Source organism: Streptomyces sp. NPDC002870, assembly GCF_042888505.1.
In the GTDB taxonomy this organism is placed as follows: domain Bacteria; phylum Actinomycetota; class Actinomycetes; order Streptomycetales; family Streptomycetaceae; genus Streptomyces.
The window spans coordinates 109,275-134,841 of the sequence record NZ_JBIAPW010000010.1 but is presented as its reverse complement, the minus strand read 5'-3'; the positions used below and the strand labels follow the sequence as shown (position 1 = coordinate 134,841).

The 25,567-nt window shown below is 66.6% G+C and carries 27 protein-coding genes and 1 pseudogene; 15 read left to right on the top strand and 13 right to left on the bottom strand.

Annotated features, from left to right (window positions below; translation table 11 throughout):
* Nucleotides 1–51 precede the first annotated feature (51 nt).
* The gene (locus tag ACFYWY_RS15340; protein ID WP_389185487.1) at nucleotides 52–1,020 is read right to left on the bottom strand and encodes a CHRD domain-containing protein; all 969 of its coding nucleotides are present in this window, start codon (nucleotides 1,018–1,020) and stop codon (nucleotides 52–54) included.
* A 171-nt stretch (nucleotides 1,021–1,191) separates the two neighbouring features.
* Here ACFYWY_RS15340 and ACFYWY_RS15335 point away from each other — a divergent pair, with 171 nt between their 5' ends.
* The gene (locus ACFYWY_RS15335; protein WP_389185484.1) at nucleotides 1,192–1,695 is read left to right on the top strand and encodes a hypothetical protein; all 504 of its coding nucleotides are present in this window, start codon (nucleotides 1,192–1,194) and stop codon (nucleotides 1,693–1,695) included.
* 279 nt (nucleotides 1,696–1,974) lie between these two features.
* Here the strand turns inward: ACFYWY_RS15335 and ACFYWY_RS15330 are convergent, their stop codons facing one another.
* The 3 genes from ACFYWY_RS15330 to ACFYWY_RS15320 all read right to left on the bottom strand — a co-directional run bounded on the left by ACFYWY_RS15330 (nucleotide 1,975) and on the right by ACFYWY_RS15320 (nucleotide 6,555).
* Complete coding sequence (locus ACFYWY_RS15330; RefSeq protein WP_389185481.1) at nucleotides 1,975–2,871, bottom strand: hypothetical protein; 897 nt, start codon at nucleotides 2,869–2,871, stop codon at nucleotides 1,975–1,977.
* 408 nt (nucleotides 2,872–3,279) lie between these two features.
* Complete coding sequence (locus ACFYWY_RS15325) at nucleotides 3,280–4,719, bottom strand: beta-propeller fold lactonase family protein (RefSeq protein WP_389185478.1); 1,440 nt, start codon at nucleotides 4,717–4,719, stop codon at nucleotides 3,280–3,282.
* A 525-nt stretch (nucleotides 4,720–5,244) separates the two neighbouring features.
* Nucleotides 5,245–6,555, bottom strand: a complete 1,311-nt coding sequence (locus ACFYWY_RS15320) for an MFS transporter (RefSeq protein ID WP_389185475.1) — start codon at nucleotides 6,553–6,555, stop codon at nucleotides 5,245–5,247.
* 723 nt (nucleotides 6,556–7,278) lie between these two features.
* Here ACFYWY_RS15320 and ACFYWY_RS15315 point away from each other — a divergent pair.
* From ACFYWY_RS15315 to ACFYWY_RS15305, 3 genes are all read left to right on the top strand, one after another.
* Entirely contained in the window at nucleotides 7,279–8,103 is an 825-nt protein-coding gene (locus tag ACFYWY_RS15315) for an endonuclease/exonuclease/phosphatase family protein (protein WP_389185472.1), read from the top strand.
* A gap of 83 nt (nucleotides 8,104–8,186) precedes the next feature.
* Entirely contained in the window at nucleotides 8,187–9,077 is an 891-nt protein-coding gene (locus ACFYWY_RS15310; RefSeq protein ID WP_389185470.1) for a DUF2975 domain-containing protein, read from the top strand.
* On the top strand, nucleotides 9,077–9,304 hold the full coding sequence (locus ACFYWY_RS15305) for a helix-turn-helix domain-containing protein (RefSeq protein WP_389185467.1): 228 nt from the start codon (nucleotides 9,077–9,079) through the stop codon (nucleotides 9,302–9,304). Before ACFYWY_RS15310 ends, ACFYWY_RS15305 begins: the two co-directional genes overlap by 1 nt.
* A 455-nt stretch (nucleotides 9,305–9,759) precedes the next feature.
* Here ACFYWY_RS15305 and ACFYWY_RS15300 read toward each other — a convergent pair whose 3' ends face one another.
* Nucleotides 9,760–10,737, bottom strand: a complete 978-nt coding sequence (locus ACFYWY_RS15300; RefSeq protein ID WP_389185464.1) for an oxidoreductase — start codon at nucleotides 10,735–10,737, stop codon at nucleotides 9,760–9,762.
* Between the two features lie 131 nt (nucleotides 10,738–10,868).
* Between ACFYWY_RS15300 and ACFYWY_RS15295 the strand changes: the two genes are divergently transcribed.
* Nucleotides 10,869–11,522, top strand: a complete 654-nt coding sequence (locus ACFYWY_RS15295) for a TetR/AcrR family transcriptional regulator (RefSeq protein WP_381193875.1) — start codon at nucleotides 10,869–10,871, stop codon at nucleotides 11,520–11,522.
* A 228-nt stretch (nucleotides 11,523–11,750) separates the two neighbouring features.
* Here the strand turns inward: ACFYWY_RS15295 and ACFYWY_RS15290 are convergent, their stop codons facing one another.
* The 3 genes from ACFYWY_RS15290 to ACFYWY_RS15280 form a co-directional block, all read right to left on the bottom strand.
* Nucleotides 11,751–12,134 (bottom strand): hypothetical protein, encoded by a 384-nt coding sequence (locus ACFYWY_RS15290; RefSeq protein WP_389185461.1) that lies wholly within the window; start codon nucleotides 12,132–12,134, stop codon nucleotides 11,751–11,753.
* 76 nt (nucleotides 12,135–12,210) lie between these two features.
* Entirely contained in the window at nucleotides 12,211–12,648 is a 438-nt protein-coding gene (locus ACFYWY_RS15285; protein ID WP_389185458.1) for a glycine-rich domain-containing protein, read from the bottom strand.
* A gap of 141 nt (nucleotides 12,649–12,789) precedes the next feature.
* Complete coding sequence (locus tag ACFYWY_RS15280) at nucleotides 12,790–12,984, bottom strand: hypothetical protein (protein ID WP_389185455.1); 195 nt, start codon at nucleotides 12,982–12,984, stop codon at nucleotides 12,790–12,792.
* Nucleotides 12,985–13,327: 343 nt separating this feature from the next.
* Here ACFYWY_RS15280 and ACFYWY_RS15275 point away from each other — a divergent pair, with 343 nt between their 5' ends.
* From ACFYWY_RS15275 to ACFYWY_RS15250, 6 genes and pseudogenes are all read left to right on the top strand, one after another.
* Nucleotides 13,328–13,588 carry a hypothetical protein gene (locus ACFYWY_RS15275; protein WP_307665948.1) on the top strand — a complete coding sequence of 87 codons (261 nt, stop codon included), beginning with the start codon at nucleotides 13,328–13,330 and terminating at the stop codon, nucleotides 13,586–13,588.
* Nucleotides 13,554–14,075 (top strand): DUF6879 family protein, encoded by a 522-nt coding sequence (locus ACFYWY_RS15270; protein WP_389185452.1) that lies wholly within the window; start codon nucleotides 13,554–13,556, stop codon nucleotides 14,073–14,075. The genes ACFYWY_RS15275 and ACFYWY_RS15270 overlap by 35 nt, the downstream gene beginning before the upstream one ends.
* Before the next feature lie 14 nt (nucleotides 14,076–14,089).
* Complete coding sequence (locus ACFYWY_RS15265; protein ID WP_389185449.1) at nucleotides 14,090–14,938, top strand: helix-turn-helix domain-containing protein; 849 nt, start codon at nucleotides 14,090–14,092, stop codon at nucleotides 14,936–14,938.
* Nucleotides 14,939–15,079: 141 nt separating this feature from the next.
* Nucleotides 15,080–15,608 (top strand): annotated as a pseudogene (locus ACFYWY_RS15260) (DUF6879 family protein).
* A gap of 20 nt (nucleotides 15,609–15,628) precedes the next feature.
* Complete coding sequence (locus tag ACFYWY_RS15255; RefSeq protein WP_389185446.1) at nucleotides 15,629–16,480, top strand: helix-turn-helix domain-containing protein; 852 nt, start codon at nucleotides 15,629–15,631, stop codon at nucleotides 16,478–16,480.
* A 197-nt stretch (nucleotides 16,481–16,677) separates the two neighbouring features.
* Nucleotides 16,678–17,211: a DUF6879 family protein gene (locus tag ACFYWY_RS15250; RefSeq protein WP_389185443.1), complete on the top strand. Its 534-nt coding sequence runs from the start codon at nucleotides 16,678–16,680 to the stop codon at nucleotides 17,209–17,211.
* 172 nt (nucleotides 17,212–17,383) lie between these two features.
* Here ACFYWY_RS15250 and ACFYWY_RS15245 read toward each other — a convergent pair whose 3' ends face one another.
* From ACFYWY_RS15245 to ACFYWY_RS15230, 4 genes are all read right to left on the bottom strand, one after another.
* On the bottom strand, nucleotides 17,384–17,719 hold the full coding sequence (locus tag ACFYWY_RS15245; protein ID WP_389185440.1) for a hypothetical protein: 336 nt from the start codon (nucleotides 17,717–17,719) through the stop codon (nucleotides 17,384–17,386).
* A gap of 257 nt (nucleotides 17,720–17,976) precedes the next feature.
* Nucleotides 17,977–18,318: a DUF397 domain-containing protein gene (locus tag ACFYWY_RS15240; protein ID WP_389185437.1), complete on the bottom strand. Its 342-nt coding sequence runs from the start codon at nucleotides 18,316–18,318 to the stop codon at nucleotides 17,977–17,979.
* A gap of 11 nt (nucleotides 18,319–18,329) precedes the next feature.
* Nucleotides 18,330–18,539: a DUF397 domain-containing protein gene (locus ACFYWY_RS15235; protein WP_389185434.1), complete on the bottom strand. Its 210-nt coding sequence runs from the start codon at nucleotides 18,537–18,539 to the stop codon at nucleotides 18,330–18,332.
* Nucleotides 18,539–19,384 (bottom strand): helix-turn-helix domain-containing protein, encoded by an 846-nt coding sequence (locus ACFYWY_RS15230; RefSeq protein ID WP_389185431.1) that lies wholly within the window; start codon nucleotides 19,382–19,384, stop codon nucleotides 18,539–18,541. The genes ACFYWY_RS15235 and ACFYWY_RS15230 overlap by 1 nt, the downstream gene beginning before the upstream one ends.
* A 214-nt stretch (nucleotides 19,385–19,598) precedes the next feature.
* Between ACFYWY_RS15230 and ACFYWY_RS15225 the strand changes: the two genes are divergently transcribed.
* Nucleotides 19,599–20,237, top strand: a complete 639-nt coding sequence (locus tag ACFYWY_RS15225; RefSeq protein WP_389185428.1) for an ATP-binding protein — start codon at nucleotides 19,599–19,601, stop codon at nucleotides 20,235–20,237.
* A 19-nt stretch (nucleotides 20,238–20,256) separates the two neighbouring features.
* Here the strand turns inward: ACFYWY_RS15225 and ACFYWY_RS15220 are convergent, their stop codons facing one another.
* On the bottom strand, nucleotides 20,257–21,063 hold the full coding sequence (locus ACFYWY_RS15220; protein WP_389185425.1) for a hypothetical protein: 807 nt from the start codon (nucleotides 21,061–21,063) through the stop codon (nucleotides 20,257–20,259).
* 229 nt (nucleotides 21,064–21,292) lie between these two features.
* Here ACFYWY_RS15220 and ACFYWY_RS15215 point away from each other — a divergent pair, with 229 nt between their 5' ends.
* The 3 genes from ACFYWY_RS15215 to ACFYWY_RS15205 all read left to right on the top strand — a co-directional run bounded on the left by ACFYWY_RS15215 (nucleotide 21,293) and on the right by ACFYWY_RS15205 (nucleotide 25,325).
* The gene (locus ACFYWY_RS15215) at nucleotides 21,293–21,976 is read left to right on the top strand and encodes an HNH endonuclease (protein WP_389185772.1); all 684 of its coding nucleotides are present in this window, start codon (nucleotides 21,293–21,295) and stop codon (nucleotides 21,974–21,976) included.
* 92 nt (nucleotides 21,977–22,068) lie between these two features.
* Nucleotides 22,069–23,499: a transcriptional regulator gene (locus tag ACFYWY_RS15210; RefSeq protein WP_389185422.1), complete on the top strand. Its 1,431-nt coding sequence runs from the start codon at nucleotides 22,069–22,071 to the stop codon at nucleotides 23,497–23,499.
* Nucleotides 23,496–25,325 carry a DEAD/DEAH box helicase gene (locus ACFYWY_RS15205; RefSeq protein ID WP_389185419.1) on the top strand — a complete coding sequence of 610 codons (1,830 nt, stop codon included), beginning with the start codon at nucleotides 23,496–23,498 and terminating at the stop codon, nucleotides 25,323–25,325. Before ACFYWY_RS15210 ends, ACFYWY_RS15205 begins: the two co-directional genes overlap by 4 nt.
* Nucleotides 25,326–25,567 lie beyond the last annotated feature (242 nt).

Genomic DNA, 25,567 nt, shown 5'->3' with positions numbered 1-25,567 from the left:
CCGTACGCGTTCACGGCGGGCCCGTACGCGTTCACGATGGGCCGTGCGCGCTCAGTGGAAGAGCTGCCCGCGGACGGCCCCGTCGGGGAACTCGGCGGTGTGGATGTTGGAGTAGTAGTTCTGCGGGTTGGCCCGCACGCGCTTGACCACGTCGGGGTTCTGCCCCGCCAGCTTCCCGGAGACGGCGAAGATCCCGTCCGGCACGGGCCGGTTGAAGAAGTCGAAGACGACGTCGCCGTTCTTCCCGAACGCGCCCTTGTGGATGTGGCCCTTGGAGGGGCTCTTGATGTTGACCCATGCCAAGGAGTAGTCGACGTTCGTACCCTTCGGGTGCAGGAACGTCACGGCGTGCCCGTCCGGATCGCCCACCTTGGACGCGTCGTTCTTCGGGACTTCCTGGTCGCCGTTGGACAGCGCCCGCAGCTTGCCGCCCTTGATGATGTCGAGCGGGTTGATGTTCTTGTGGAGCGGCTTGAGCTGCCCTCGTACGGCTCCGCCCGGGAACTCCGCGCTGTGCAGGTTCACATAGAAGCCGGACGGGTTGGTACGGATGCTCTTGGCCAGCTCGGCGTCGGTGATGGCCACTTGACCGGCCGCCGAGTGAACGGTGTCGGGCATCGCGGTCCCGAAGAGCGGGACCTTGACGGCGCCGTTCTTCCCGGTGACGCCCTCGTGGATGTGCCCGAGGCTGGGCACGAAGCCCTTCCACTGAAGCGCGAAGGTGACGCGGTCGCCCTTCACCTTGACGAGGGCGACGGCCTTGCCGTCGGGGTCGTTGACGGCGGGCCCGCCGGGGACGGCGACTTCATTGGCGCCGGAGAGCTGGGCGGCGAAGGTGACGGCGCGCCCGCTGGAGGCCTTGCTGAAGGTGGCGCCGGCGTTGCCGCCCGCGGCTGATCCCTGGCTGCTGCTGTGCCCGGCGCTGTGACTGCTGTGACTGCCGTGGGCGATGGCCGGAGTAACACCTGCAACACCAAGCACAATTGCGGCGGCGGTAACAGCAACATAACGCTTCTGCATTGTTTTGATCCTCCCCTTGAGGCCGACTCCGGACGGGGCCGGTCGCGATGAAGTACGCGCCCCGAAGTCGACTCGTTCAATGGAAAATTCTTGAATTCGTTTGAACCCCGGTTCAGTTGCCGCCGTACCACTCGATGTACCCATCACCCACAACACACCGGGGGAACAATCATGCGCAGCACCCGTAAGAAAGCGCTGCTCGCCGCACCGCTGGCAGCGCTCGCGCTGCTGACTCTGGCGGCCTGCGGCGGCTCGACCGAGGACTCCAAGGACGGCGGCAAGGACGGCGCCGGGAAGCCGGGAGCGAAGCCCGCTGCGACGGTGTCCGTCAGGACGGCGGACTCGTCCCTCGGCAAGATCCTCGTCGACGATTCGGGCCGTACGCTGTACGGATTCACCAAGGACAAGGCCGGCGCCAGCAAGTGCGACGCCGACTGCATCGCGGTCTGGCCGGCCCTCACCTCCGCGAAGGACGTGAAGGCTGGCGCGGGGACCGACGCCGCCCTGCTGAAGGAGACGAAGCTCGGCGAGGGCGCGGAACAGGCGGTCTACGGAGACTGGCCGCTGTACTACTACGTGGGCGACGCGACGGCGGGGGACGTGAACGGGCAGGGCCTGGACGGGGAGTGGTTCGTGATCGCGGCGGACGGCAAGCTCATCAAGAAGCCGGCGTGATGTCCGTGCGCATTGCGGAATTCACCAGTCCTTCATAAATGGGGGACTTGATTCATCGGATTCAATTCCGTATCTGCTCCTGCTCCCGCTCCTGCTGCACAAAACCTGCGGCGGCCGTATCCACTCCACGGCCGCCGCAGTCATGCCCATTTCCGTTACCAGCAGCCGACGCCGCCGCCCGGGTGCTCAGCTCACCCGCGCCAGTCGGCGTTCGACGCGGCTGCGCGGCGGCTCGGCTGCGGTGGACGTGTGGGGATGTGGTCGGACCGAGGGCGTGGCCTACGGCGCGAGCCACTCCGCCTGGAGCTGGGGAGCCACGTTGGTCTCTCCTGTGAACAGCCAGGTCGAGGTGGCGGCACTTCCGGTGGTCTGGAAAACCCTGAGGGAGATTACGTCACCGACATTCAGCTGAACAATCGTTGACACGTCCTGCGAGGTGCCCATGCCGACCGGGGCGTCCGCGGTGTCCTGCCCGTCAAAGGCGACGACACTGCCGTTGACGGAGATACGAAGTTGACGCTGCCCCTCGTCATTCGGGGTGAAGTTCCAGAGAACCCTTCCCTTGAGGAGGTAGCGCCCGGCGGTGTTGACCTCCAGCGTCGAGTTCGTCGCGTCGAACATCGTGTCCGTGTCGTAGGCGGTGCCACTGAAAGTGATCTGGGTCTGGGCGTTGGTCGGGATGTTCTGATCTGCGGCGCCGAAGATGCTCGCACCGACATTGACCGTGGGCGCGGCAGGCCCCGTAGCCCCGGTCGATCCGGTAGCCCCGGTCGGCCCCGTAGCCCCGGTCGATCCTGTCGCACCCGTCGGTCCCGGCCCGCCCGTGGCACCCGGGTCACCCGGCACGCCCTGCGCGCCCGTTGCCCCCGGCCCGCCCGTCGCCCCCGTCGCCCCCGTCGCACCGGTCGGACCCGTCGCACCGGTCGCGCCCGTCGGGCCCCTCTTGCACTCGTCCTTGCCGCCGCGGTCCGCCCCTTCCCGGCACTTGTCGTCTCCGCCGCCCGGGCCGCTCGACACGCTCACGCGTTCGCCCATGCTCTGAGCCGCGACCCCGACCGGACTGACGAGCCCGGTCGCCAGGACCAGCGCGAGTGAGGCGATCGCGCCGCCCGCGGTCCAGGTGGCTCGACAAGCCAGCGGTCCCAGTCGGGACCCTGTCCTGTTGGCAGGACTCATGTACGCGCTCCTCGCTTCGACCGGTTGGGGACTCCACGTCCGGTCCCAAGGGCGAGTTTGACCCGCGCGCAGCCGATCGATCGTCACAGCCGGTCGGCACGCGCTGATTATCAATAACTCGGAGTAATCGGCAGATCCAGGTGGGGTGCCTGTCGGGGTCACCAGGCGTGGCGCCCGCCGAGGTCGGCGCATTCGCCGCAGGGAGCCGATGTGCTAGGCGCAGCGAACCAAATCCCCACAGCCCAGGCGACGTTGTGGCCCCGACCTCGAACGGGGTCAGGGCCACAACGTGGTGGAGGAGGCGACCGATCCGGGCGGGAGTTGCACGAGCGGGCGTGCTCTTCAGGGCGGATCAGTCACCGGACCGCGAGAGGCGGCGGGAGATCGCCGTGGCTAGGCCGGGCGCGCTCACCTGTTCCCGGGCGACAGCACCGGGATGCGGACGTCGCTCTGGCCGGGCAGCACTGACGTCAGGTCGGGCTTGTCGTCGTCGCGCTTCTTGCACAGGGTGACGGTGGAGGGCAGATAGGTGTCGTCGCCGGGGAAGGCGGCGGTGTAGCAGGTGTCCTTGTCCTGCTTACCGGGGACCTTGCAGGTGGCTTTGCCGCGGTCGTCGGTGGTCTCGGTGCACAGCAGGACGGCGTTGGTGAAGGTGATTTCCTTGCCTTCCAGGGGCAGGCCCTCGGCGGTCAGCTTGGCGGTCAGCGTGAGACCGTTCCCGCCCTCGGGGTGGTCCTTGTCCTTCCCCTTCTTCTTCGCCTTCAGCGTCAGCTTGGTCGGGGTCCGCTCCGTGGTGACGGTTCCGATCGCCACGCCCGATGGGCCGACACCGACGGGGACGGTGGTGATGACAGTGTTCGTCGCGGTGTCGATCACCGACACGTTGGCCGAGCTGGTGTTGGCGACATAGACGCGAGAGCCGTCCGGAGTCGCCGCCTCCGCAGTGGGTCCCACGCCGACCGGGATGTTGGTGATGACGGTGTTCGTCGCGGTGTCGATCACTGCCACGTCGTTGCCGAAGGCGTTGGTGACGTAGACGCGGGAGCCGTTGGGGGTCACCGTCAGGCTGATGGGGACGTCGCCGACGGGGATGGGGGCTCCGATGACGGTGTTGGTGGCGGTGTCGATCACCTGCACGCTGTTCGTGTCGACGTCGGTGACGTAGGCGCGGGTGCCGTCCGGGGTGACCGCCACATCCGTGGGGCCGCCACCGACGGGGATGGTGGTGGTGACGGTGTTGGTGGCGGTGTCGATCACCGACACATCGCTTGAGGATTGATTGGTGACGTAGACGCGGGTGCCGTCGGGGGTGACCGCCACGCCCTGGGGGAAGTCGCCGACGGGGATGGTGGTGGTGACGGTGTTGGTGGCGGTGTCGATCACCGACACGTTGTCCGAGTCGCGGTTGGTGACATAGACGCGGGTGCCGTCCGGGGTGACCGCTACACCGAAGGGGCCGTCGCCGACGGGGATGGTGGTGGTGACGGTGTTGGTGGCGGTGTCGATCACCGACACGTCGTTCGAGGAGTTGTTGGCGACGTAGACGCGGGTGCCGTCCGGGGTGAACGCCACCCCAACAGGGCCGTCACCGACGGGGATGGTGGTGGTGATCGTGTTGGTGGCGGTGTCGATCACCGACACGTTGTCCGAGTTGAAGTTGGCGACGTAGGCGAAAGTTCCGGTCTGCGCGGCAGCGGGCGTGGCCACGGCGAGCGGGACGGCCAGGCCGGCCAGAACCGCCAGTCCCGCCACCCAGGCCCGCAGCAGCACCCACCACGAGCCCCCGCCCCCGCGACTTCGCCCCCCACTCTCCGGATCCGACGCCGCCCGTACCGCGATACCCGACATGAAGACCTCCTGCAGCGCACGACACCGAGGTGTATGCGAGTGATCAGAATGGACTCGGCGATGATGCCCCCGTCATGGACGGGCGGGATCGCCGCGGCGCTGATGATCGCCGCGCCAGACGCTAACTGCCACGATCAGCCGCACCCGCTTGAAACCTGTGAATACGGGCCAAACGGACGACTCGAGTCCCCCTTGCGGGCCCCGCCGTCGCCGGCCCGCGGCGAACCCAACCTGCGCAACCGCTGCTGGAAGGCATCCGAGTGCCCGCGTCGGTCTTGTTCGACCGCGCTGCGGACGTCACCACGTCATCGCTGCCCAACAGGTTTTGGACTCGCCACTGCTGTGGACGTGGGGTAGCCCCGGCCTGTCCGCGCGAGGGGGGACGCAGACAGGCGGGGGCCGGCGGATTGTTCAAGCCGTCGAGGCGTTGGAGGCCGGGCCAGCGAACCCGAGTGACGCCCGTCCACTGGACTGACGCAGGGCGCGCCGACCGCACCGGTGTCACGGCGGTCGGTCTCGTGGGAATCAGGGAGATCGTGGGTCAGCGGCGCGTCCTGCGAGGGCCGGAAGCGCCCGTCCCAGGCGTGCGAGCGGGGATAGGGCCATCAGTACTGGGGACAGCATCATGCCTGCGGCCGTCACCAGGAGGCTGGTGCGCAACCCCCACTCCTCCGCGAGAAATCCGCCGAGTAGCGCTCCGAGTGGGGTCAGCCCCATGCCGACAAATGTGATCGTCGCGGCCGCGCGGCCCTGCATCCCGTCCGGAGTGACGGCCTGCCGGACAGCCATGACGGTGACATTCACCAACTGGCCGCCGGTCCCGAACACGAAACTGACCGCAAGGAGCGCGGGAACCGTCACCGCAGAGGAGCCGTGCAGCGCGGGCACACACAGGAACGCGCCGTCGCCGAGTGCCGCCGCGGACACGAGCACCGCACCATAACCGAACCGGCTCGGCAGGCGGGCGGCCAGCACCGAGCCCAGGAGCGCGCCGGGCCCCGTCGCCGCAAGCGACAGCCCGACGGCGGTGCCCGACAGGTGCAGTTCCCGCGGCAGGAAGAGCAGATAGACGGTCATCATGGCCGCGAAGGAGAACTGGAAGGCCGCCGAGGCGAGGCACACGGTCCGCAGCGAGGTATCGCTGACGACAAAACGGAGGCCCTCATGAATGCGCCGCCATATGCGAGGGGGACGTTCGGAGCGCTCCGAGATCGATTCGCGGTGACGGATCCGTCGGATCGACAGGAACGACAGCGCGAAGAACAGCGCGCTGAAGGCGACAGCGATCGGCGCCGACAGCAGTGACACCAACGCACCGCCGAGGGCAGGACCGCCGATCTGCGCCGCGGACCGGCTGCCCTCGAGCGCGCTGTTGCCCCGCACCAACTGATCGCGTTTCACCAGCCGTACGAGAGACGCCTGGTATGCCACGTCGAAGAACACCGACAGGGCCCCGACGGCAAAGGCGACCACGAACAGCGCAGGCAGGCCGAGCCAACCGAGGAGGCCGGCCACGGCGGCGGCGCCCAGTGCCAGGGTCCGGCCGATGTCCGTCAGCACCATCACCGTGCGGGACCGCCACCCGTCTACCCACGCGCCGACGAAGAGCGAGAGCAACAGGATCGGCGCCTGCCCCACCGCGCGCAGGACGCCCAACTGGCCGGCACCGGCGTTGAGCGTCAGGACGGCGAAGAGCGGCAACACCAACAGACCTGCATGTTCGCCGAGTTGGGAGGCGGTCTGACCCACCCAGAGTCTGCGGAAGTCGCCGTCCCGCCACAGACTTGAAGGGACAGGTCGACCGGAATCGGATACAGCGGAGGAAGCGGACGGCACGGGGATCCCTTGGATTGCCGACAACGAGGCCCGTCACCCGGCGCACAACGGGCGCACCGATGGCTCAGGCAGGGGAAGGCTCGCTATGCCGCAACATCAAGGGCAGCACGCGATGACAGGCCGATCACGGCCTACGACGTCAGCGCGCGCTCGGACGACCGATCATGTCTTAGCTCCTCGTGGGTCACTCGCCGAACCCGAACACTAGCCTTCGGCGGCCATTGTCTGCGGGAAGACCTCAGACCGCCCCCGCGGCAGACGTCCCGTCAGCCGCCCACCAGGGCCGACAGATCCTTAGCGCCGGTTTTCGTTCCGATGTTCCTACCGACGCCAATTGCATCCGATGCGAATAGGCGACACCCGTCCTGGAAGCGGGCCCAGGACCATATCAAGCGGTCCTGCCAGGGACGTTGGCCTCGGAAATACGGTAATTCAGGGACCCGCGGTTGCGCACAAGCCTCCCGGACAGGTTCCAAAGGCGTCCCGGACACGTCCCGGACACGCCAATGACCAGCACGGACGGGCTGCACGATGTCCCGGACGCCTGAACCTGTTGCGCCGTACACGACAGCCGCAGCACGCTTCCGTCACCGGCCGCCCGCCGCCGCAGATCAGATTTCCAAGGGCCCGTGGGCAGCTCAACCACCACCACTCACAGGGGGAAACAAGGTGAAGAGTTCAAGGCGTAGCGCTCTGGCCGCAAAGAGCGCACTGGCACTGCTGATGACGGCAGGACTGATGACCCCCGCCTATGCCCAAGGCACCGGAGCGGGCGCTAAGGCTGCCCCCGAACCGGCCGCCAAGGCTGCGGTAATCAAGGACCGGGTCATGACCTGGAACTCCCACGGACAAGACCTTCTCAGCGGACCGGGCTTGCTGAGGGATCAGATCCGCAAGTTCAGGCCCCAGATCGTGCTGCTTCAGGAATCGTGCCTGGGCGAGGTCAGGCAGGCCGTGTGGCAGCTGGAAACTTACGGCCTGCACTACCAGTACAAGCCTGGAACGGCCAACTATCACTGGTTGTGCGGGGGAGACAACGGCCAGGCCGTTCTCGTCGCCAAGGGAACACCTCTCAGCAACTACAAGACCGTCCGGTACAGCAAGGATGACGGCGAGAAGCGGGGTTACAGCAAGTTCACGACCAAGCTTGCAGGGCGCACCGTGCAGGTCTTCAACACACACCTGAACAGTGCTGGGGGCGCTGCGACTCGGCCCGAGCAAATAAATGATCTGATCGCTGCGGCGCGTCCCTACCGGCGCACACTGCTGGGCGGTGACTTCAACACCCAGCCCTGGGACAGTGCCATGGGTCCGATGTGGGAAGAGCGTCCGGCCTACCGGGACGTTGACCCCTACTGCGGCAAGAACCAGCATCAGTGGTGCAACGGCACCCAGGAAGGCTCGGGCAAGAAGTTCGACTACCTGCTGCACCAGGGCATCAACTCACGGGCCTGCTATCTGCGTAACACCCGCAACGAGGACCACCGCGTCGTGATCAGTGATGTGACCGCATCGGCACCCTCGACGGCCACCTGCCGGTTCGTGTAGGAGGTCGTTGCCGAACCTCGGAAGCCTTCCGCTTACCGTTCGGCGGGCTTCGAGAACGAGGGGACCCGCCGAGTCGGACCCAGATGGCCAACGGTACGCGCCCGCCGAGCAGCGAGGCCAGGACCAGCACCGCCCTGCAACTCGCCGGGCAGGCCGTCCGTGGAGTCTTCGCTGGCGCTTCTCTCGCCGTTGCTGAGCGGCTGATCAAGCTGTTCTCGGAGCAGTCACCGCCCTTCCCGGCTTCGCAGCCCACGCCGCACAGCCGGGAAGGGCGGCGGTCAGCCGGCCGCCGCTCCGGGAAGATCATCCGCACCTATCGGTGGTCGACCGTTACTCACCGCGATCGCAAGGCGAACCTTGCGGATGAATACGCGACACCGCAACATGTGCGCCTGCCAGTCTCAACCCCCGGACCGCCGGGCGGGGTTCGGCAGCCGCCTGTTGATTATCGATCGAAATCAATCGATAATCGATACATGCATAGCTTCTTCATCGCCGCACTCCGGGCCGGCATCGCCGCAGCGATCTTGGTCGGTCTCTTCGGTCAGATCGTGGTCATCCCGACGGCGGCAGCCGATGAGGTCGACCGTTTCCCTCCTTACGCCCCGTTCGCCGCGCCTTACATGACGGTGGCGATCGTGGGTGTCGCCTGCGTCCAAGTGGCGCTCGTCGCCATGTGGGTGCTGCTCACCATGGTTCAACGCGATGCGATCTTCACGTCACGGGCCTTCCGATGGGTCGACACCATCATCGGGTCCTCGATCACGGCGACGCTGCTGGCGCTCGGGGTCACCGTGCATCTGGCCTTGGCCGACGTCCCCTCTCCCGACGACGGCATGGATGCCATTGGCGCGCTGGCCGCCGCGACCGCGAGCGTCGGCGTGGGGGCATCGTTCGCAATGCTCATGGTCATCATGCGAAGCCTCTTGAACAAGGCGACGGATCTGCAGACCGAGATCGCCGAGGTGGTCTGATGGCGATCATCGTCGACCTCGACCTCCAACTCGCCAAACGCAACCTGTCGGTTGGTGAGTTCGCCGATGCCGTCGGCATCACGCCCGCCAACATCGCCGTACTGAAGAACGGTCGTGCGAAGGCGGTGCGGTTCACGACGCTTGACGCGATCTGCCGCACACTCGGCTGTCAGCCCGGCGACGTGCTGCGCTGGGTGCCCGACGACAGCGCGGAGCAGGCTCGCTGAGATTCCCGAGTACGTGCCATACGGCCTCTTCGATCCGGTGCAGGCGTATCTCGACAGCTCGCTAAGCGAGTGATGCGGCACAGTCGCCGAGTCGCCTGCTTCCAAGCGACGGACCGTGATGTACGTATTCACGGTCGAGTGTGCCAGCCGGCGTGCTCATCGCGCCGCCTCCGGTTCCGCCATTGAGAGACGATTCGGGTGGACGACCTGCCCGCGGGCAACAGTTCCCCGGTGTCCTCGAAGCGGAGGACGCCAACTCCGGGACAGCCCGAGCGACATCACCACGGCAGTACGCACGGCCCTGACCACGGGCGCGGCGCACCCACCACCGTCGGTCTGCCTGGGGGTGCCTACCTGAGCCGCCCTTGGCGCAGGGCGGTCATGAAGTCACCCCAGACGGGGGCTCGGAGAGCGATGCGCGGGCCGCGCGGTTATGACCACTGAGAGCGTCGGGCTCACTCATCCAGGACTCTTGGGTAGGCGGTGCATGTGGCATCGTCGGATAGCCGGAAGGGAACGCCGGTGAGCTTCTCGGACTGCTCCCACAGCCGGCGGGCGGTGGTGGTGTCACGGATGGCGGGCTCCCGGTTGCGCAGGACGGGCTCGCCGCGTAGCTGCAGCGGCCCGTCGGGCACGACATACGCTCCGCCCGGCAGGTCCGGGACGGTCGCGGCGTACAGGGAGGTCTTGGCGCCTTCGGGGGTTGGGCGGAAGGCGACGCGGACCAGCAGCCGGGTCAACGCTCCATAGAGTCGACCGCGGTTGCCGTTGGCACCGCCGGTGAGAACGTTGGTGCGGGTGAGTCCGGGGGCGACAGCCACGCTGCGCAGCCTCAGCCCGGCGGCGTCGGCGCGGCGTTGCAGTTCGGTGGCGAAGTAGAGATTGGCGCGCTTGGACTGCAGGTAGGCGAACACGGTGCGATAGCGGCGTTCAGCGTTGAGGTTGTCCGGGTCGAAGCGGGCGAATCGCTGGCCTTCGCTGCTGACGGTGACCACCCGCGGATCGGGGGAGGCGAGCAGATGGGGCAGCATTAGCCCGGTCAGGGCGAAGGTACCGAGGTGGTTGATCCCGAACTGCGACTCGAAGCCATCGGCGGTCCGGGCAAACGGCACCATCGCCACGCCGGCGTTGTTGACCAGCAGATCGAGCCGGTCATGGTCCCAGCCGTCGGCGAAGACGCGTATGGAGGCAAGATCGGCCAGGTCGAGGAGGCGCACCTCTGCGTGGGCGCCGGGTGCCTGGGCGAGCAGCCGATCCAGGGCGGCCTGCCCCCGTTGGGGACTGCGGCAGGCCAGCACGACGTGGGCGCCCCGGCGAGCGAGCGCCTCTGCTGTGACCTGGCCGATGCCGCTGTTGGCTCCGGTCACCACTACCAGGCGGCTGGATTGGTCGGGGATGGAGTCGAGGGTCCAAGTGCGGGAAGCGCTGGGCATGGCTTTCCTTCTCAGCTCATCGGTTGAGGCGTCCGGTACGCAGCTGGACAGGACCCGCCTCAGTGCAACTTCTAGTTGCGATAGGCTGGAGCCTGACACGCGATCGACCACTAGCGCAACTAGGAGTTGCAATGGAGTTGGGGTCCTCCGGTCCTGCCCGCCCGGTCGGGCGCGGTCGCAAGGCGCAGGCGGCGGTGCGCGCGGCTACCCTCGCCGAGTTGCTGGACCGGGGATATGCCGAGCTGACCGTCGAGGGCGTGGCCCAGCGGGCCGGGGTGCACAAAACGACGGTCTACCGGCGCTGGAAGGATCGCGCGAGCCTGGTCGTGGACGCGCTTGCCGAGCACTTCGCCACCGACATCCCAACCCCGGACACCGGAGCCATCGAGACCGACCTGCGGGCGCTCGCGCGGGCGCTCGCGCAAAGCATGACAGGCCCGGTGGGCAGGGCGGTGCAGACCGCGATGTACTCCGACGCAGGTCGGCTGCCGGAGATCGCCGAGGCGCGGCGGCGGGTCTTCGCCGACCGGTTCCGGCGTGCCGAGCCCGTGATCACCCGCGCCATCGAGCGAGGCGAACTCCCGGCGGAGACCGATCCGGTCGAGCTGCTCAAAACGCTGGCTGCACCGATCTACTTCCGGTTGCTGGTCAGCGCTGATCCGATCGAGGAGGGCACCGCCGACCAGGCCGTGCGGATCACGCTCGCCGCCGCCCGCGCCGGCGCCCTGACACAGGGCTCCGCCGTAGCCGTCAAGGCGACCGAAGCGGACGCCGGTCAGGCATGAAGGGCAGCGTGCTTGCCCCACGCGTACGGTGCCGCCAGAAGGGCGTCCAGACCGGTAGGCACACAGGCCAACGGGCGCCCTTCACCATGGTCGCGGCCAGCACAAACATCGGACTCATTCATCTAGGGCGCCTGCCAAACAGGTTTCGGGCTCGCCACTGCTGAGGAGGTGGGGTGGCCCCGGCCTGTCCCCGACGAGGGCCGTAGACAGACCGGGCCGGCGGATTGCTCAAGCCGTCACGCGAATGGTGAGACGACCCGTGCGCAGGATGGCGTGATTGGCGAAGAGGCCCTCGAGGTGGAACTCGCGGTTCAGGTCGCCGGTCCACTTGGCGTCTGGCAGGTCGCGGTAGGTGGGTGCTTTGACGGTGCGGGCCCGGGTGCATTGGGTGAGGATCCACCGGGCTTGTGTCTGGCTGGTGGGCGGGTTGTTGTACATGCTCGCGGCCAGTCGCCACAGGTGGTCGCCGGTGGCGGTGCCCGGGTCGGTGACGCCGACGACGGCGATGTCGCCGAGGCTGCGGGAGTCGCTCGACTGTGTGGTGTAGGCGACGGTCAGGCCCTCCAGCGGGAAGACGGTGAGGCGGCTGCGGGCGGAGAGCAGGGCGGGCATGGGCGGGTTTCCGTTCTGCGCGCGAGGGTGCGCGGCCCGCTGGGGGAGACGGGCCGCGCGGGGAATCGAAAAGGGGTCAGCAGCCGTCGCCGTCGCCGCAGCAGGCCGGCGGGTTGCACTCCGCGGCGGTGCCCCACAGTTCGTGGTCGACGGCGTAGCCCATCTCTTCGATGGCTTGGACGGTGCGCTTGATGGCGATGCCGTCGCGCAGGCGCCGGCCCCCCAGCGGGTTGTGATGCAGGAACGTGCCGAACCGGCGGTGGCAGAAGTCGGCGTACTCGCGGCTGTGCAGCATGAAGGCGTGCCAGCCCGGGTCGACCTTCCGTGACGGGGACAGCGGTACGTCCGTGCGGTGCCCGGCCATGTCGATGAAGGCGAGGGCCTGGTCCATCACGCGTTCGGCCTGGGGCCGGTCCAGGTCCTCTTCGAACTCGAGGAAGGTGACGAGCCGTTCGAAGAGTTCGGGGTCGAGGAGTCGGCGGCCGGTGGTCTGTTCTGTCGCGAGAGCAGTCATGCAACGCTCCTTGATGTGTCCTCGGCGCGAGGCGTTCCCTCACGCCGTCGTGCACGTCGGGGCCCTAAAGGGCCCGTCACCGCCTCGGCCGGGGTTTCCTGGCCGGAGTCGTCGGCCGAGGCGGGGCTCATTGGTTGGTGGTTACGGGCAACACACGCCCGCGAACACCTCGATGTCGAGGACGTGGGCGCCGAGCCGGCCGCGCGATACTCCGACGCTGCGCGCGCCGGTCGCGAGGGGCTGATCGCACCAGACGCCGGCACGTCCCGCGTACTGCTCCCAGCTGAGGTCTCCGGCCGCGGGCAGCACGCGCGCATCGGCCGTGGACGCGGTCACCGGACGATCCTGCAGCGGGGGCAGGAGCATGGCGGGAAGGCGAGGGGGTCCGGGAGCCGCTCGGGGTCGCCCGTCGGGACCGTCAGCCTCCAGACCTCCCGCCGTCGGCAGGTCGCGGCGTCCACCCGGTACACCTTGATCGTCATCACGGCCTGGCCCCTCGTCGGCGATCAGCTCCGATGCCGACGGTAGGAATCGCGCCCTTGCGTCCGCCATAAACCTGCACCAACTTGCACGGCAATGGATCTGACCTGCACTTGGCCGGTTCGCCACCTTGACGGGTTGCGGCGATAGCCTGAAAGTGATGCAAGTCCGAGCATGTAACCAGGCGTTGGAGGTCGACATGGCGTTACGGTTCATCGGCATCGATCCAGATACGGACCGCGATCACTGCCCGACAGTGTGGACCGATAAAGAAAAGCAGGAGTTGCTTTTCCAGGGCTGGAAGCCTGACGCCGGAACAGTTGCCGAATGCGAGGCGGCCAGCCCGGCGAACGGATCCGTGCCGGAGACTGAGGCCATCATCAGGATTCCGGCGCGCATGGTGCCGATGATCAGGAAGGCGTGCGATGCGATCGAGCGGGGAAATCCCGAGCTTCGCTGAGCTGCTGGCAAGCTGTCACACGTCCGCCGCGCACCTTGAAATGCGCGACAGTTACGCCGACAACGAGCGCTTCGAAGCCTGGCGGCGCGGAGACCGCATCGACTGGAAGGACCGGGCGACGTGGTGGCATCCCTACGACCAGACGATCGCAGACGCGGTCGCCCGCGGCGTCGTCATCCGCCGGGCTCGTATCGTCTCCGAGCCTGTGAGCGAATACATCCAGTGGGAGCACTACGTCACGACTGCCAACGTCACCGCAGGCGAGCAAGTGCGCTGGCTGCCACGTCGGCTGGCCACAGACATTGCCCTTCCTGGGAATGACTTCTGGCTCTTCGACGGCGCCCTTCTTCGGGTCCACCACTTCGACGGCAACGGCGCCGTGGTGGAAGACGAACTCACTGATGCCCCGGCCATACTGAAGCTCTGTGCCGCCGCGTTCGAAACCGTCTGGGATCGCGCAACCCCGCACGATCAGTACCGGATCTGATAGCCCGTAGACACGTGACCGAGTCCGCATCGTCCAGCGTGCAATCCGCACGCGCCGCGCTTGCCGAGCGGCTGCGGGAGGTACGGCTGGACGCGGGCATCACCAAGCGGGAGCTGGCTGCTCGGTGCGGATGGCACGAGTCGAAGTCGTCGCGCATCGAGAGCGCCAAGACGCCACCGTCCGATGCGGACATCAGGTTGTGGTGCCTCGCTTGCGGAGCCGACAGGCAGGCACCCGACCTCATTGCGGCGAACCGGCAGGCCGACTACATGTACGTCCAGTGGAGGCGGCTTCAGCGCACCGGGCTCAAGCGGCTCCAGCAGGCAAGCCTTCCGCTGTACAAGCGGACCAAACACTTCAAGGTCTACTGCTCCAACGTGGTGCCCGGCTTCCTGCAGACGCCCGGCTACGCCACGGTCCTGCTGCGGGCCATCGCCACCTTCCGCGGTCTCCCGGACGATGTGGCCGAAGCCGTCAGCGCCCGTATGGATCGCTCCCGTCTCGTCCGGGAAGGGAATCGGCGCTTCGCGATCGTCATGGAGGAAACCGTCCTGCGCTACCGCATCGGAGATGCCGGAATGATGGCTGGCCAACTCGGCTCACTACTGTCGGTGATGGATCTCCCGTCCGTGTCGCTGGGCGTCATCCCGGCCGGTGCAGAGCGATCCATGTGGCCCATCGAGACGTTCACAGTCTTCGACGACGAGCGGGTACACCATGAGCCGTTGTCGGCGTCCGTGAAGATCACCGCACCGGACGAGGTTGTCCAGTACCTGAAGGCGTTCTCGGCGCTGCACCAGCAGGCTGTGTACGGGGCGGAGGCGCGAGCACTGATAGTGAAAGCCATCGAGGCCCTGACATGACAGGCATACGAGGCAGCGAACACGGACCTGTGCGAGCCGCGGAGCCCCAGGGCTGGAAGCCGAGCCTCCAAACTCGAAGCGGCCACGAGGCAGTGATCGGGATCCCGACCAGGACGGTGCAAGTGATCAGAGAGGCAAGCGATGCCATCGAGCGCTCCGTCATTCGATGAAATGATCCACCGCTGCACGCGTTCCGCCGTGCACTTGGAGATGCGTGACTCCTATGCCGTCGACTACGAGAAGGGTCCGTACGCGGCCTGGAAGAACGGGTTTCGCCACGATCCGGCCGACCGGGGCGTCCTGGTGGCGGCCGTGGCTCGACCTGATGTCCCGGACGGTGTCGCGCGGTCTCGTCGTGCGGCGCGCCCGCATTGTGTCCGAGCCGGTGAGTGAGTACATCCGCTACGAACACTCGGGCACCTTCACCAACGTGGCGGCCGGGGAACAGGTGCGGTGGTTGCCGCGCCGCCATGCGTCGGACATCGCCCTTCCAGGCAATGACTTCTGGCTCTTCGACGAACAGTTCGTGCGCTGGAACCACTTCGCCGGCGACGGGTCGTCCATGGGCGCGGAGATCAGCGGAGCCCCTACGACCGCGAAACTGTGTGCCGAGGCCTTTGAGGCCGTGTGGTCGCGCGCGATCCCACACGACCAATACGAGATCCACTAGCAGGAAGGAACGGCTTACCCGTGACCTTTTCCCCGTCGTCATCCGCGCAATCCGTCCGCGAATCGGTCGCCCGAAGGTTGCGCGACTTACGCGAGGCGTCAGGGCTGACGGTTTCTGAGCTGGCCGACCGATGTGGCTGGCAGCTCGCGAAGACGTCCCGCATCGAGAATGCCCGCACCGCACCCTCAGCCAAGGACATCCACCTGTGGTGCCGAGCGTGCGGGGACGCCGACCAGGCGAGCGACCTCATCGCCAAGTCCCCCAACACAGAGTCGATGTATAGCGAGTGGCGCCACCAGGTGGGCAGCGGGCTGAAGCAACTCCAGGGCAGCTGGGTGGAGTTCTTTCACCACACCCAACTGTTCCGCATCTACTCGTCGACGCTGGTGCCCGGCCTCCTGCAGACCGAGGGCTACGCAGCCGCGTTGCTGAGCTCCATCGCCGACTTCCGCGAGATCCCCAACGACGGCGCCGAGGCGGCGGCTTCCAGGGTCGAGCGCTCCCGTGTCATCCACGAGCAGGGACACCGGTTCGTCCTTCTCGTCGAGGAAGCCGCTCTGCACCACCAGCTCGGCGACGGGGACGCGATGGCCGCGCAGCTGGATTTCCTCCTCACGGCGGGCGCTCTGCCGAGGGTGTCGCTCGGTGTGATCCCGATGGCCACCCCGCGGCGTCGGCTCTGGCCGCAGGAGACGTTCAACATGTACGACGACACCCTCGTGTCGGTGGAGCTGTTGTCGGCGCAGGTGGACATCACGCAGCCGAGTGAGATCGCCCTGTACCTGAAGGCGTTCGAGGAGCTGCGCGCCATGGCGGTGTACGGGCAGGCGGCACGGGCGCTGATCGTGAAAGCAATCGACGCCCTCAACTGAACCCGGACACGCCTAGGTGGGCGTCCCTCGCGGGCGGGCGTCCACGAACTCCCCCAGGCGGCCGGTCGGAGGTCGAGTTATGACACGAGACCGGTGCGTCAGCAACACCGGGCCGGGACACGACAAAGGGATTCCCGCTCATGAGTCGGTGATCCGTATCCCCGCCCGCCTGGTACCCATGCTGAGGGAGGCCTGCGATGCCGCAGAACGAGCTGCGCTTTAACGACCTGCTGGAAGCGGTGAAGAACTCCGCTGTCCACTTGGAAATGCGTGACGTGTACGGAGTCGGCGACGAGGCCGACGACTTCACCCAGTGGCAAGAGACCGGGCGGCGAGACGGCGACCCCGGCTCCGCCTACTGGGCACCCTGGGTCGACCTGATCTCCCGGGCGAAGGGTCGCGGTGTCGCCGTGCGACGGGCGCGCATCGTGTCCGAGCCGGTCACCGACTACATCCGATACGAGCACGCCGGGACTCACGTCAACGCGTATGCTGGAGAGCAGGTGCGTTGGCTGACGCGCCGGCGGGCAGGCGATCTGCTGCTTCCTGGCTGCGACCTGTGGATCTTCGATGGGGCGCAGGTGCTGTTCAACCACTTCACCGGCCAAGGAGATTGGGCGTCACCGCCCCTCGAACTGCGTATCGAGCCCGGCATCGTCAAGCAGTGCGTGGCTTCCTTCGAGGCGGTATGGGACCGAGCCATCCCGCACGACCAGTACGAGATCCGCTAACAGGAAGTAGGGACAGGTCAGCTCCTGCCCATCTCCCCGTCGTCCGCGGCTCAGGCAGCCCCCAAGAGGCCTTTGGACCGCGACCGTCTACCGGGTCGGACTCCACCTCGCAGCCATCCTCATCTGGGCCGGGAGGTGATCCGAAAGCAACGGCCTGGTTCTCCTCGTTGTTCTAGTCCGTCCCCTTGAATCCGCTGCACTCGGTGCGCTCGTTGCCCTGCGACACGGTGTACTTGGCGTTCTCCACGTTCAGCATCTGAAACCCGCCGTTGTCACTGATGGTGAATGACCCGCCCGCGGCGGTCGGCGAGGACACGAACGCGGGCCCCGGCTTGAAGCCGCCACCGGAGAGGTGCACCTTTCCGTTGGGCAGGACACCGGAGATGGAGCAGGTGGCGGCGGGGGCCGCGGCGGCCGACGGGCCCCAGGCGAAGGCGGCCGGGGCGGCGATGAGCGCGCCGGCCACAAGGGGGGTGAGCATGGAGAGACGTACACGTCGGTGCATCATTCTTCCTCCCGAAGGGAGTCAAGGGAAAAGCAGTAACGGAAGGCACGGGCGCACGCCCGCGGTGTGAGCCTCCCTCGGGGCCCCGCACTCTTCGGTTGGGCCGTGAGCTTGCGTCGGCGGGCGGCCGGGGGGCCGGAAACAGTCCGTCGCTTCCATCGTCCCCCGCCCGGCCTGAGGTGTCGACCGGTGACCGGACCCCGCAGCCCGATCCGAATCCGGGCCCAAGGCGGCCCGTTCTCCCCAGCGCGACTGGGGCGTTACGGACTGGCTATGACATCACGCTTACACAGCACAGGGTGGAAAGGCTCCAGCCAGCGATCACGACAGAAACGGCCGGTGAAGGGAGGGCCGGCCCGTGCAGGCCGCGTCGGCCGCCACGCGATGACGAGGTCGGGCCTGCTGAGGCGTCCCTCGCGCAGGGCGCCCGCGAATTCCCCCCAGGCGGACGGTCGGAGGTCGAGTCGCGCACCGTGCGGCACCTTGGAGTCCCGCACGGCGACGTCAGCGGCGGACGCGGCGACCTCGACACACTCCGTGCCGCTTCCCCCGCTATACGAGGACTTGAACCATTCAGCCGGTTGAATGTCATGCCGGTGCATCAAGTGTCCCATCAGGCAAGACGGTCGCCCCGCAGCGCGTCCAAAAAGCTGGCCCAGGTGTTGGTGCTGAATGCGAGCCGGGGCCCCAGAGGATTCTTGCTGTCCCGTACTCCAGCGCCGTTCACAATCGCTGCCGCCTCGACACACTCGCTGGTGTTAGCCCCGCTGTACGAGGACTTGAACCAAGCCTCGGCCGGTATCTCAGGGGTGTTGCTCTGCATCACATCTCCTCATGGACTCGCTCGATCATGGCTGATGAGGCAGCCATGTCCAACGCTTGTGCGCGGAGGTAGTCGAACGCAAGCCGGTATCGGTCCAGTTCCTCGGCCTTCTCCATGAAGAGAGAGCCGAGGTGGATGTCCACGTAGACGACATCCAGGCTGGGCTCCGCGCCCCCGAGGATCACGAAGCTGCCCATCGCTGCCGAGTGGGCACCCTTGGAGAACGGCAGCACCTGGAGCGTGATGTCCGGGGACTCGTTGGCCTGGAGCAGATGGCTGAGCTGCTCCCTCATGACGTCGCGCGAACCGACCATGCGGCGGATAACCGACTCGTCGAGGATGGCCCAGAGGTGCAAGGGCTTGGTCCGACTGAGGATCTCCTGGCGCTTCATCCGGATGTCAACGAGGCGCTCGATCTCTTCGGGCAGCAACCGCATCTCGGAGGCATGTTGCACGGCCTCCGTGTACCTGCGGGTCTGCAAGAGCCCGGGTACGTAGAGGCAGTTGAAGTGATCCTCGCGTACCGCCTCGTCTTCGAGGGTGAGCAGGAGGTTCATCGTCTCCGGGATGGAGTCGGCGAACGAGCTCCACCACCCCTGCTGCTTCGCGTCCTTGGCGAGTGCGACAACCGCCTTACGTTCGGCTTCGCTCGCGTCGTACTCACGGCAGAGCGCGTCCACGATGGGCCACTTCACTGGCCCTTCTTGTGTCTCGTACCGGCTGACAGTGGCCTTCGAGACCCCAACGAGACGGCCGGCTTCCTCCAAGGTCATGCCCTTCCGGGCGCGCAGCTTGCGCATCGTCACGCCGAGCTGACGGCGTCGGGTTGTGGCCCTCGCGGACATGGCAGAGACCTTCCGTTTCGTACTGGCCAGCCCTGTGGCCGCCAGCAAGGCTATGCAGACCTGAAGTTGAGGAACCACCAGGTTCACTCGATAGATTTCTGTGAGAAGTTTCATGGTGAGACTTCTCGATGCAATACTCCACGTGCATCGCTACGCAGTGCAGCCGTACGGACGCGGTGGGCGCAGGGCTGCTGTGGCGCGGAGGGGAGTGGCCATGTGCGGCAACGAAGTCGCTAATACTCGATCTCGGCTTCGCTTTGTTCTGCCCTTTGTGGCGGAACCAGCTGAACTCCACGTACTCAGAACAGCCGTGCGAGAGCAGCTCGCTCACTGGGGATTCCAAGCGCTTGAAGACGAGGTGCAACTTGCGGTCACGGAGCTCGCGGCGAACGTCATCAAGCATGTAGGTGCAGGTGCGGCGGCAACCCTCGTCATGGAGCCCAGCGAGGCAAGGCTTCGCGTAGAGCTCCATGACAAGAGCAGTGCGGTGCCGACGTTGAGGGATCCGGACTGCGAAGGCGAATGCGGCCGAGGCCTGCATCTGCTGGAAGCCCTGGCAGCGGAATGGGGCACCGCTGTCACGGCGGCCGGCAAGGGCGTGTGGTGTGAGATCGCGCTCGGCTCTGTTCCGCGCCTTCGCCAACTGCGCCGTGCGGTCGCGGCGCTGGAGCACTACCGGGGTGAGGCCGGCCCTGTGGGAATGCGCCAGGTCCGAAACCTGGTGATCCTCGAGGATGCGGCCACGGACCTCATTGCCGACCTCCTGCACTGGGTCGCCGCTCAAGGCGGCGACCCAGACGAACTCCTGGACCGAGCGCTAATGCACTACGAGGCCGAAGCGCAGGCGGCGTGATGCTGTGCGGCTCCAGTGCTCAGCCAGTGCCACGGGTGGCGGCGGCCAGGATGAGGGCGGCATCTTCATGCCGGCCGGCCCGGTGCAATGCTGCTGTGATGTCCAGGACGGCCTGTTTGTCGGCTCGTTCACCAGCATTGACGAGTACGGTCTCCGCGGCCTCCTCTAGGCCTGCAGAACGGCAGGAGGAGACGACATTCAGGACATCGCCCGCGGAGAATGACATTCCAGCCCTCCAGAGCATGAGGTCCGCGTCGCGCTTCCTGCCCTCGGCGAGGTAGCGAGTTACTACCCCGAGTTCCGTCCAGGCGACTTCGGCAGCCTCTGCAGGGTGCCGGTCCCCCGCCTGCAGGGGGACCGGCACCCTCATCTGTGCCGCCAGCACTTGATTCTCGAGCCGACGGGCATGCCGACGGAGGCGGAGTCGCCGCCGACCGTGCCGACTCTGGACAGTACGAGAGGCCGGCTCACCGACCTCCCCGGGTGTGGGCGGGTAGCCGATACGACAGCAGTGGCAGTGCTTCTTGAGCGCGTCGAGGCGCATCTCCTGTAAGGGATCAAGGGCATGCGGCAGTTGGAGGCCCGGGGAGGCGGCAGCATCCTTCTCTACAACCTTGTAAAAGTCCCGAAGGAGGTGTTCCTCCGGGATGCGGCCAGCGTTGAGGTGGTTCGAGAGAGTGGTTGCCGCAAGGTGCGCGTCACGGGCTATCTCGTGCTGGGTACGCGGACTGCACTCCCTGAGTTGACGCATGGCTGCCACCAGCGCCTGGTGGGCGGCGGAGATGCCGCTTGGCAGCTCTTTCCACTTCCTTGGATAGGGCGTCACGAGAGCTTCCGTTCCTCTGGAGGGGGAGGCGAGTGAGCCCCAATTCTGCTGCACAGCACGCACTCTGAGGGAGCGACGGATGTTTTCCGTTCCCCCTCGAAATCGTGCTGAGGCTGGCGTATCGGGTCGTCACGGCTGAAGAGTGGAGGTTGTTCGTAGCGGCAGCTGGTTGGGGGGTCACCCAGCTCCAATACGGGCTTCCGTGTACCTGACGTTAGGGGAACCTGTGATGGCTCTGCCGTCTTGGACAGATGGGCAGTTCGGCACCATGAAGCGCGCCGCACTGTGGCTGGTGTCGGTGGTGGGGGAGGGCAACGTCTTCACGAAGGAGGACGTCAAGACGGCGTTTCCAGGGATCAGTCAGGCCGATCGCCGGGTGCGTGACTTGCGTGACTACGGATGGCAGATCGACACGCACAGGGAAGACGCGTCACTGGGGCAGCACGAGCAGCGGTTCGTCGCGCAGGGTCAGCCGGTCTGGGAGCCGGGGAAGGCCACTAAGACCAGTACTGCGATCACTGATACCCAGCGGCGGAAGGTGCTGGCCAAGGACGGCAACCGCTGCAGGTCTTGCGGGATCGCTCCTGGACAGGTCTACGCCGGCTCGTTTGAATCGGCGCAGATCGACATCGCCCGGCGCCAGGTGAAGCAGCCTGGCGGCAGCAGCAAGTTGGAACTCGTAGCGGAGTGCAATCGCTGTCGTGTCGGCGGCCGTGGACTGGACGCCGACCTTGAGGCCGTACTTGCGGGCATTGCCAAGCTCGGAGGGCTGGAGCGGAAGATGCTCACCGAGTGGGTTGCCGCGGACGAGCGGGAGTTCGGCGCGGTAGAGCGCCTCTGGGCCGACTTCCGTACGTTGCCGGCGGAGGCCAGGGACCAGGTCCGCGAGGACCTTGGATTGCCGCCCGCCTGAGTCGCATCCGCAAGGAACGGTGGGGGCTGCCAGCATCGGCGACCCCATCGCACACACCGCTACGCCGCTGCAATTGGAAGGGAACAAACACCGTGAGCAAGGATCTCGGAGACTTCGGTCGGCCGCCGCTCGCCGTTGAGAACCAGGATCTGGTGGAGCAGCGCCTCCTGGAGGCGGCTGCGGGTACGGGGCTCCAAGAAACCCTGACAGTTGAGTGGCGCACGAAGCCGCTGGTAGTACAGGTCATCGACGTGCCGGTCGAGTCGCTCTACTACAACCCTGGTACGCACCGCATCCGTGCTCAGCGCAGCTTTGACCCGGTCCGCGACCGGCTGCTGGATGAGGACCCCTGGAGTGAGGAGAGCCAGGACTACCTGCAGTACCTGCTCCAGGCCGAGCCCTCTGATCCGGCCAAGCGTGACAAGGACTTTGAGGAGCTCAAGACGAGCCTCAAGGACTTCAATCAGAACGAGGCCGGGTTGATCACGCGTGACGGCGTACTCGTCAACGGCAACACCCGTGCGGCAGCACTGCGCGAGCTTGGTGTCCCGAACATCCGGGTGGGTGTGCTGCCGGAGTCCTGCACTTGGGCTGACGTCAACAAAGTCGAGCTCTCCCTGCAGTTGAGGCATGACACCCGCCGCCCGTACTCGTACATCAACCGCCTGCTAACCATCGATGAGCAGGTAGGGGCCGGCCGGCCCCTACGTGACGTTGCGAGGGATTTCCGCATTCGGAAGGAGACTGCGGAACAGGATCTCTGGGTCCTGGCCTGTCTCCGTGACCTGAGGGACAGGTCCATCACCGCCGAGGCGGAACTGCGCCTGCTGGACTTCGAGGACGCCCAGGAGAAGCTCCGCGAAGTGCACCGCGCCTACGGCAAGGAGTCCAAGGCAAACAAGGAGAAGGCCGAACTGCTCAAGGAAAACCGCCTGGCGGCTATCGTGATGGATTTCTCCAAGACCGACGTGCGCCTCATCGAAGCCGACTTCCGGACGCGGTATCTGGAGCACAGGCTGCCGGAGGAACTCAAAGCTGCTCCCGCTGCCACCGCTCCCGCAGAGCGCAGGATTCCCGGGATCAACCGGCCCGTGAGGGCCGAGGTGCCCCAAGTAGCCGCCGCCCGGGCCTTCACGGACACTCTCCTTCGGGCTAAGGCCGTTATTCGCGCAGGCGACAAGGTCCCGGCAGCCGAGGCTGAGAAGGCCGCCGCTGTGTTCACTCAGGCGCACCGGACTGTAGAGGACGCCCTGGAGCCGGCTGGCAAGGATGCCCGGGTGCGCAAGCGCAAGCAGGCGGCACCCGACCGGCTCAACGATGCTTGCATGGACATTGAGCAGTGCATCACCGACATGGCGCTGGCCCAGGCATCGCGCAGCCTTGATGAGGAGGCTCTCGACGAGGCGGTGCTCAAGCTGAAGGCCAGCATGCGCAAGCTCGCTCTGGCGGCTGCCCAGAGCATCGAAGTGCCCGGTGACGGTGTCGCGTGGCTGCTGGATGCCGTGCGTCAGGAGGAGGCGTGACCGAGACGGCAGAACCGTCCCTGCGGATCGGCTTCGACGTATCGCGGACCAAGGCTGTGCTGCGGGTGGGTGAGCAGTACCGCCGTGAGCTGACCAGGCTGGCTGCCCGCTTTCCCGCGGGTGGCCAGCGCGGCCCCCTTGCTATGGAGCTGACCCTCGATGACTTCCTGGTGGGCATCGACGTCCTCGCTGACTGGCCGCACCCGGATTCCGTTGCGTGGGAGGACGAACTAGCTGCGCTGGTCGGGGGAGTTCTTGACGACGCCGACTTGGCCGAGCAGCGGCTCCAGGAACCTGGCGGCTCGCCTGCCTGGGACGGTAGCCGGGTGGAAGCGGCGCTGGGATCCGAATGGTGCGCGGATCTCACTGAATTCCAACGGCGCGACATCGGACGGCTGTTGTCATTGCAGCACGGCGCCAACTTCAGCGTCCCTGGCTCTGGGAAGACCCGCGTCGGTCTCGCGGTATACGCGGCTATGCGGGAGCGCAAGGAGGTCCGGCGGCTGCTCGTTGTGAGCCCTAAGTCCGCTTATGAGTCTTGGCTGTTCGAAAGCAGGCAGTGTTTCGAGAGGCCTCCTATCACCGCCGTCATGGGGAAGAGCCCCGACCCCAGGGCAGAGATCCTGATCGTGAACTACGAGAGGCTGGACAAGTCACTTGCCACGCTTGCCTCTTGGCTTCGTGTCATGCCCTCTATGGTGATCCTCGACGAGGCACACCGCATGAAGCTCGGGGCGCTGGGGACCTACGGAAGTGCCTGCATGGCCCTCGGGCCGCTCAGTCGCCGTCGTCTCATCCTGACTGGAACGCCGGCACCGAACGGGGCACGGGACTTGGAGAACCTGCTTTCGTTCGTGTGGCCGGGGCACGGCCGCCGGGTGGTGACTCAGGCCGTCGCAGGAGGCGATCTTGCGTACGCCAGCTCAGTGCTCCGTCCCCTGTTCACCCGGACGACCAAGAAAGAGCTGGGACTTCCACCGTTCGAGACCCGCATCAGGCGCCTGAAGATGCCCGATCTGCACCGCGAGGTGTACGACGCCCTCGTAGGGCGTTTTACTGCCCGGGCTGAGGCTTCGCGCGCTGACTTCGATGCCCTCGGCAAGGCGATGCTACGCCTGCTCATGGCGGCCACGAGTCCGGCGCTGCTCGTTGAGGGAGGAAGCCGCTATGAGCCCCTGACGTACCAAGTGCCGCCGCTCGAAGTCCCCGAGGACGAATCGCTGTATTCGCTGATGCGGAACTTGCCACGGCACGAGCTCTCCCCGAAGTACAAGGAAACGCTGAAGATCGTCGCGGAGAACGCCGCGATGGGCCGCAAGACCCTGGTCTGGACGACCTTCGTACGTAGCATCACCACGATGGAGAATATGTTCGCGGCGTATCAGCCTGCTGTGGTGCACGGCGGTACACCCGACCGCGAGGAGCAGATCCGCCGCTTCCGCGAAGACCCCGACTGCCAGGTGCTGCTGTCTAACCCGGCGACCCTTGGCGAGGGCATCAGCCTGCACCACGTGTGCCATGACGCGGTCTACGTGGACCGTGACTTCATGGCGGGTCGCTTTCTCCAGAGCCTGGACCGAATTCACCGGTTGGGCCTTGCGCCCGGTACGGAGACTCGGGTCACGGTCCTCGCGGTCGAGGGGACTATTGACGAGGTGGTGGCAATGCGGCTCGAAGCGAAGCTGGAATTCATGGGACGAATTCTGGACGACCCATCCGTCCAGCAGCTGGCTGACCTTGAGGATGAGCCCGCCGTTGCGGCTGGCATGGATATGGCTGATGTTCGCGCGCTGCTGAGGCACGTCGATGCCGTCGATGCCCAGTGAGGCCACCCGCCGTGCGGCGCTGCGCTGGCTGGCACAGCTCCGCGTGGCGGGTGTTCCCCGGACACAGGTGCTCTTCACCCACCACCCCCGCTATGCGGACCTCACGCCGTCCCAGTACGCAGAGGGCCTTGCCTGGCTGAGGAAGACGGGCATGGTGACAGCGGCCGGCCGTCCAGTCGTGGCAATCAGCGAGACTGAGCTGCGGGGCACGGGGGCGCCCTCTGCCATTCCTCACGTCGTGT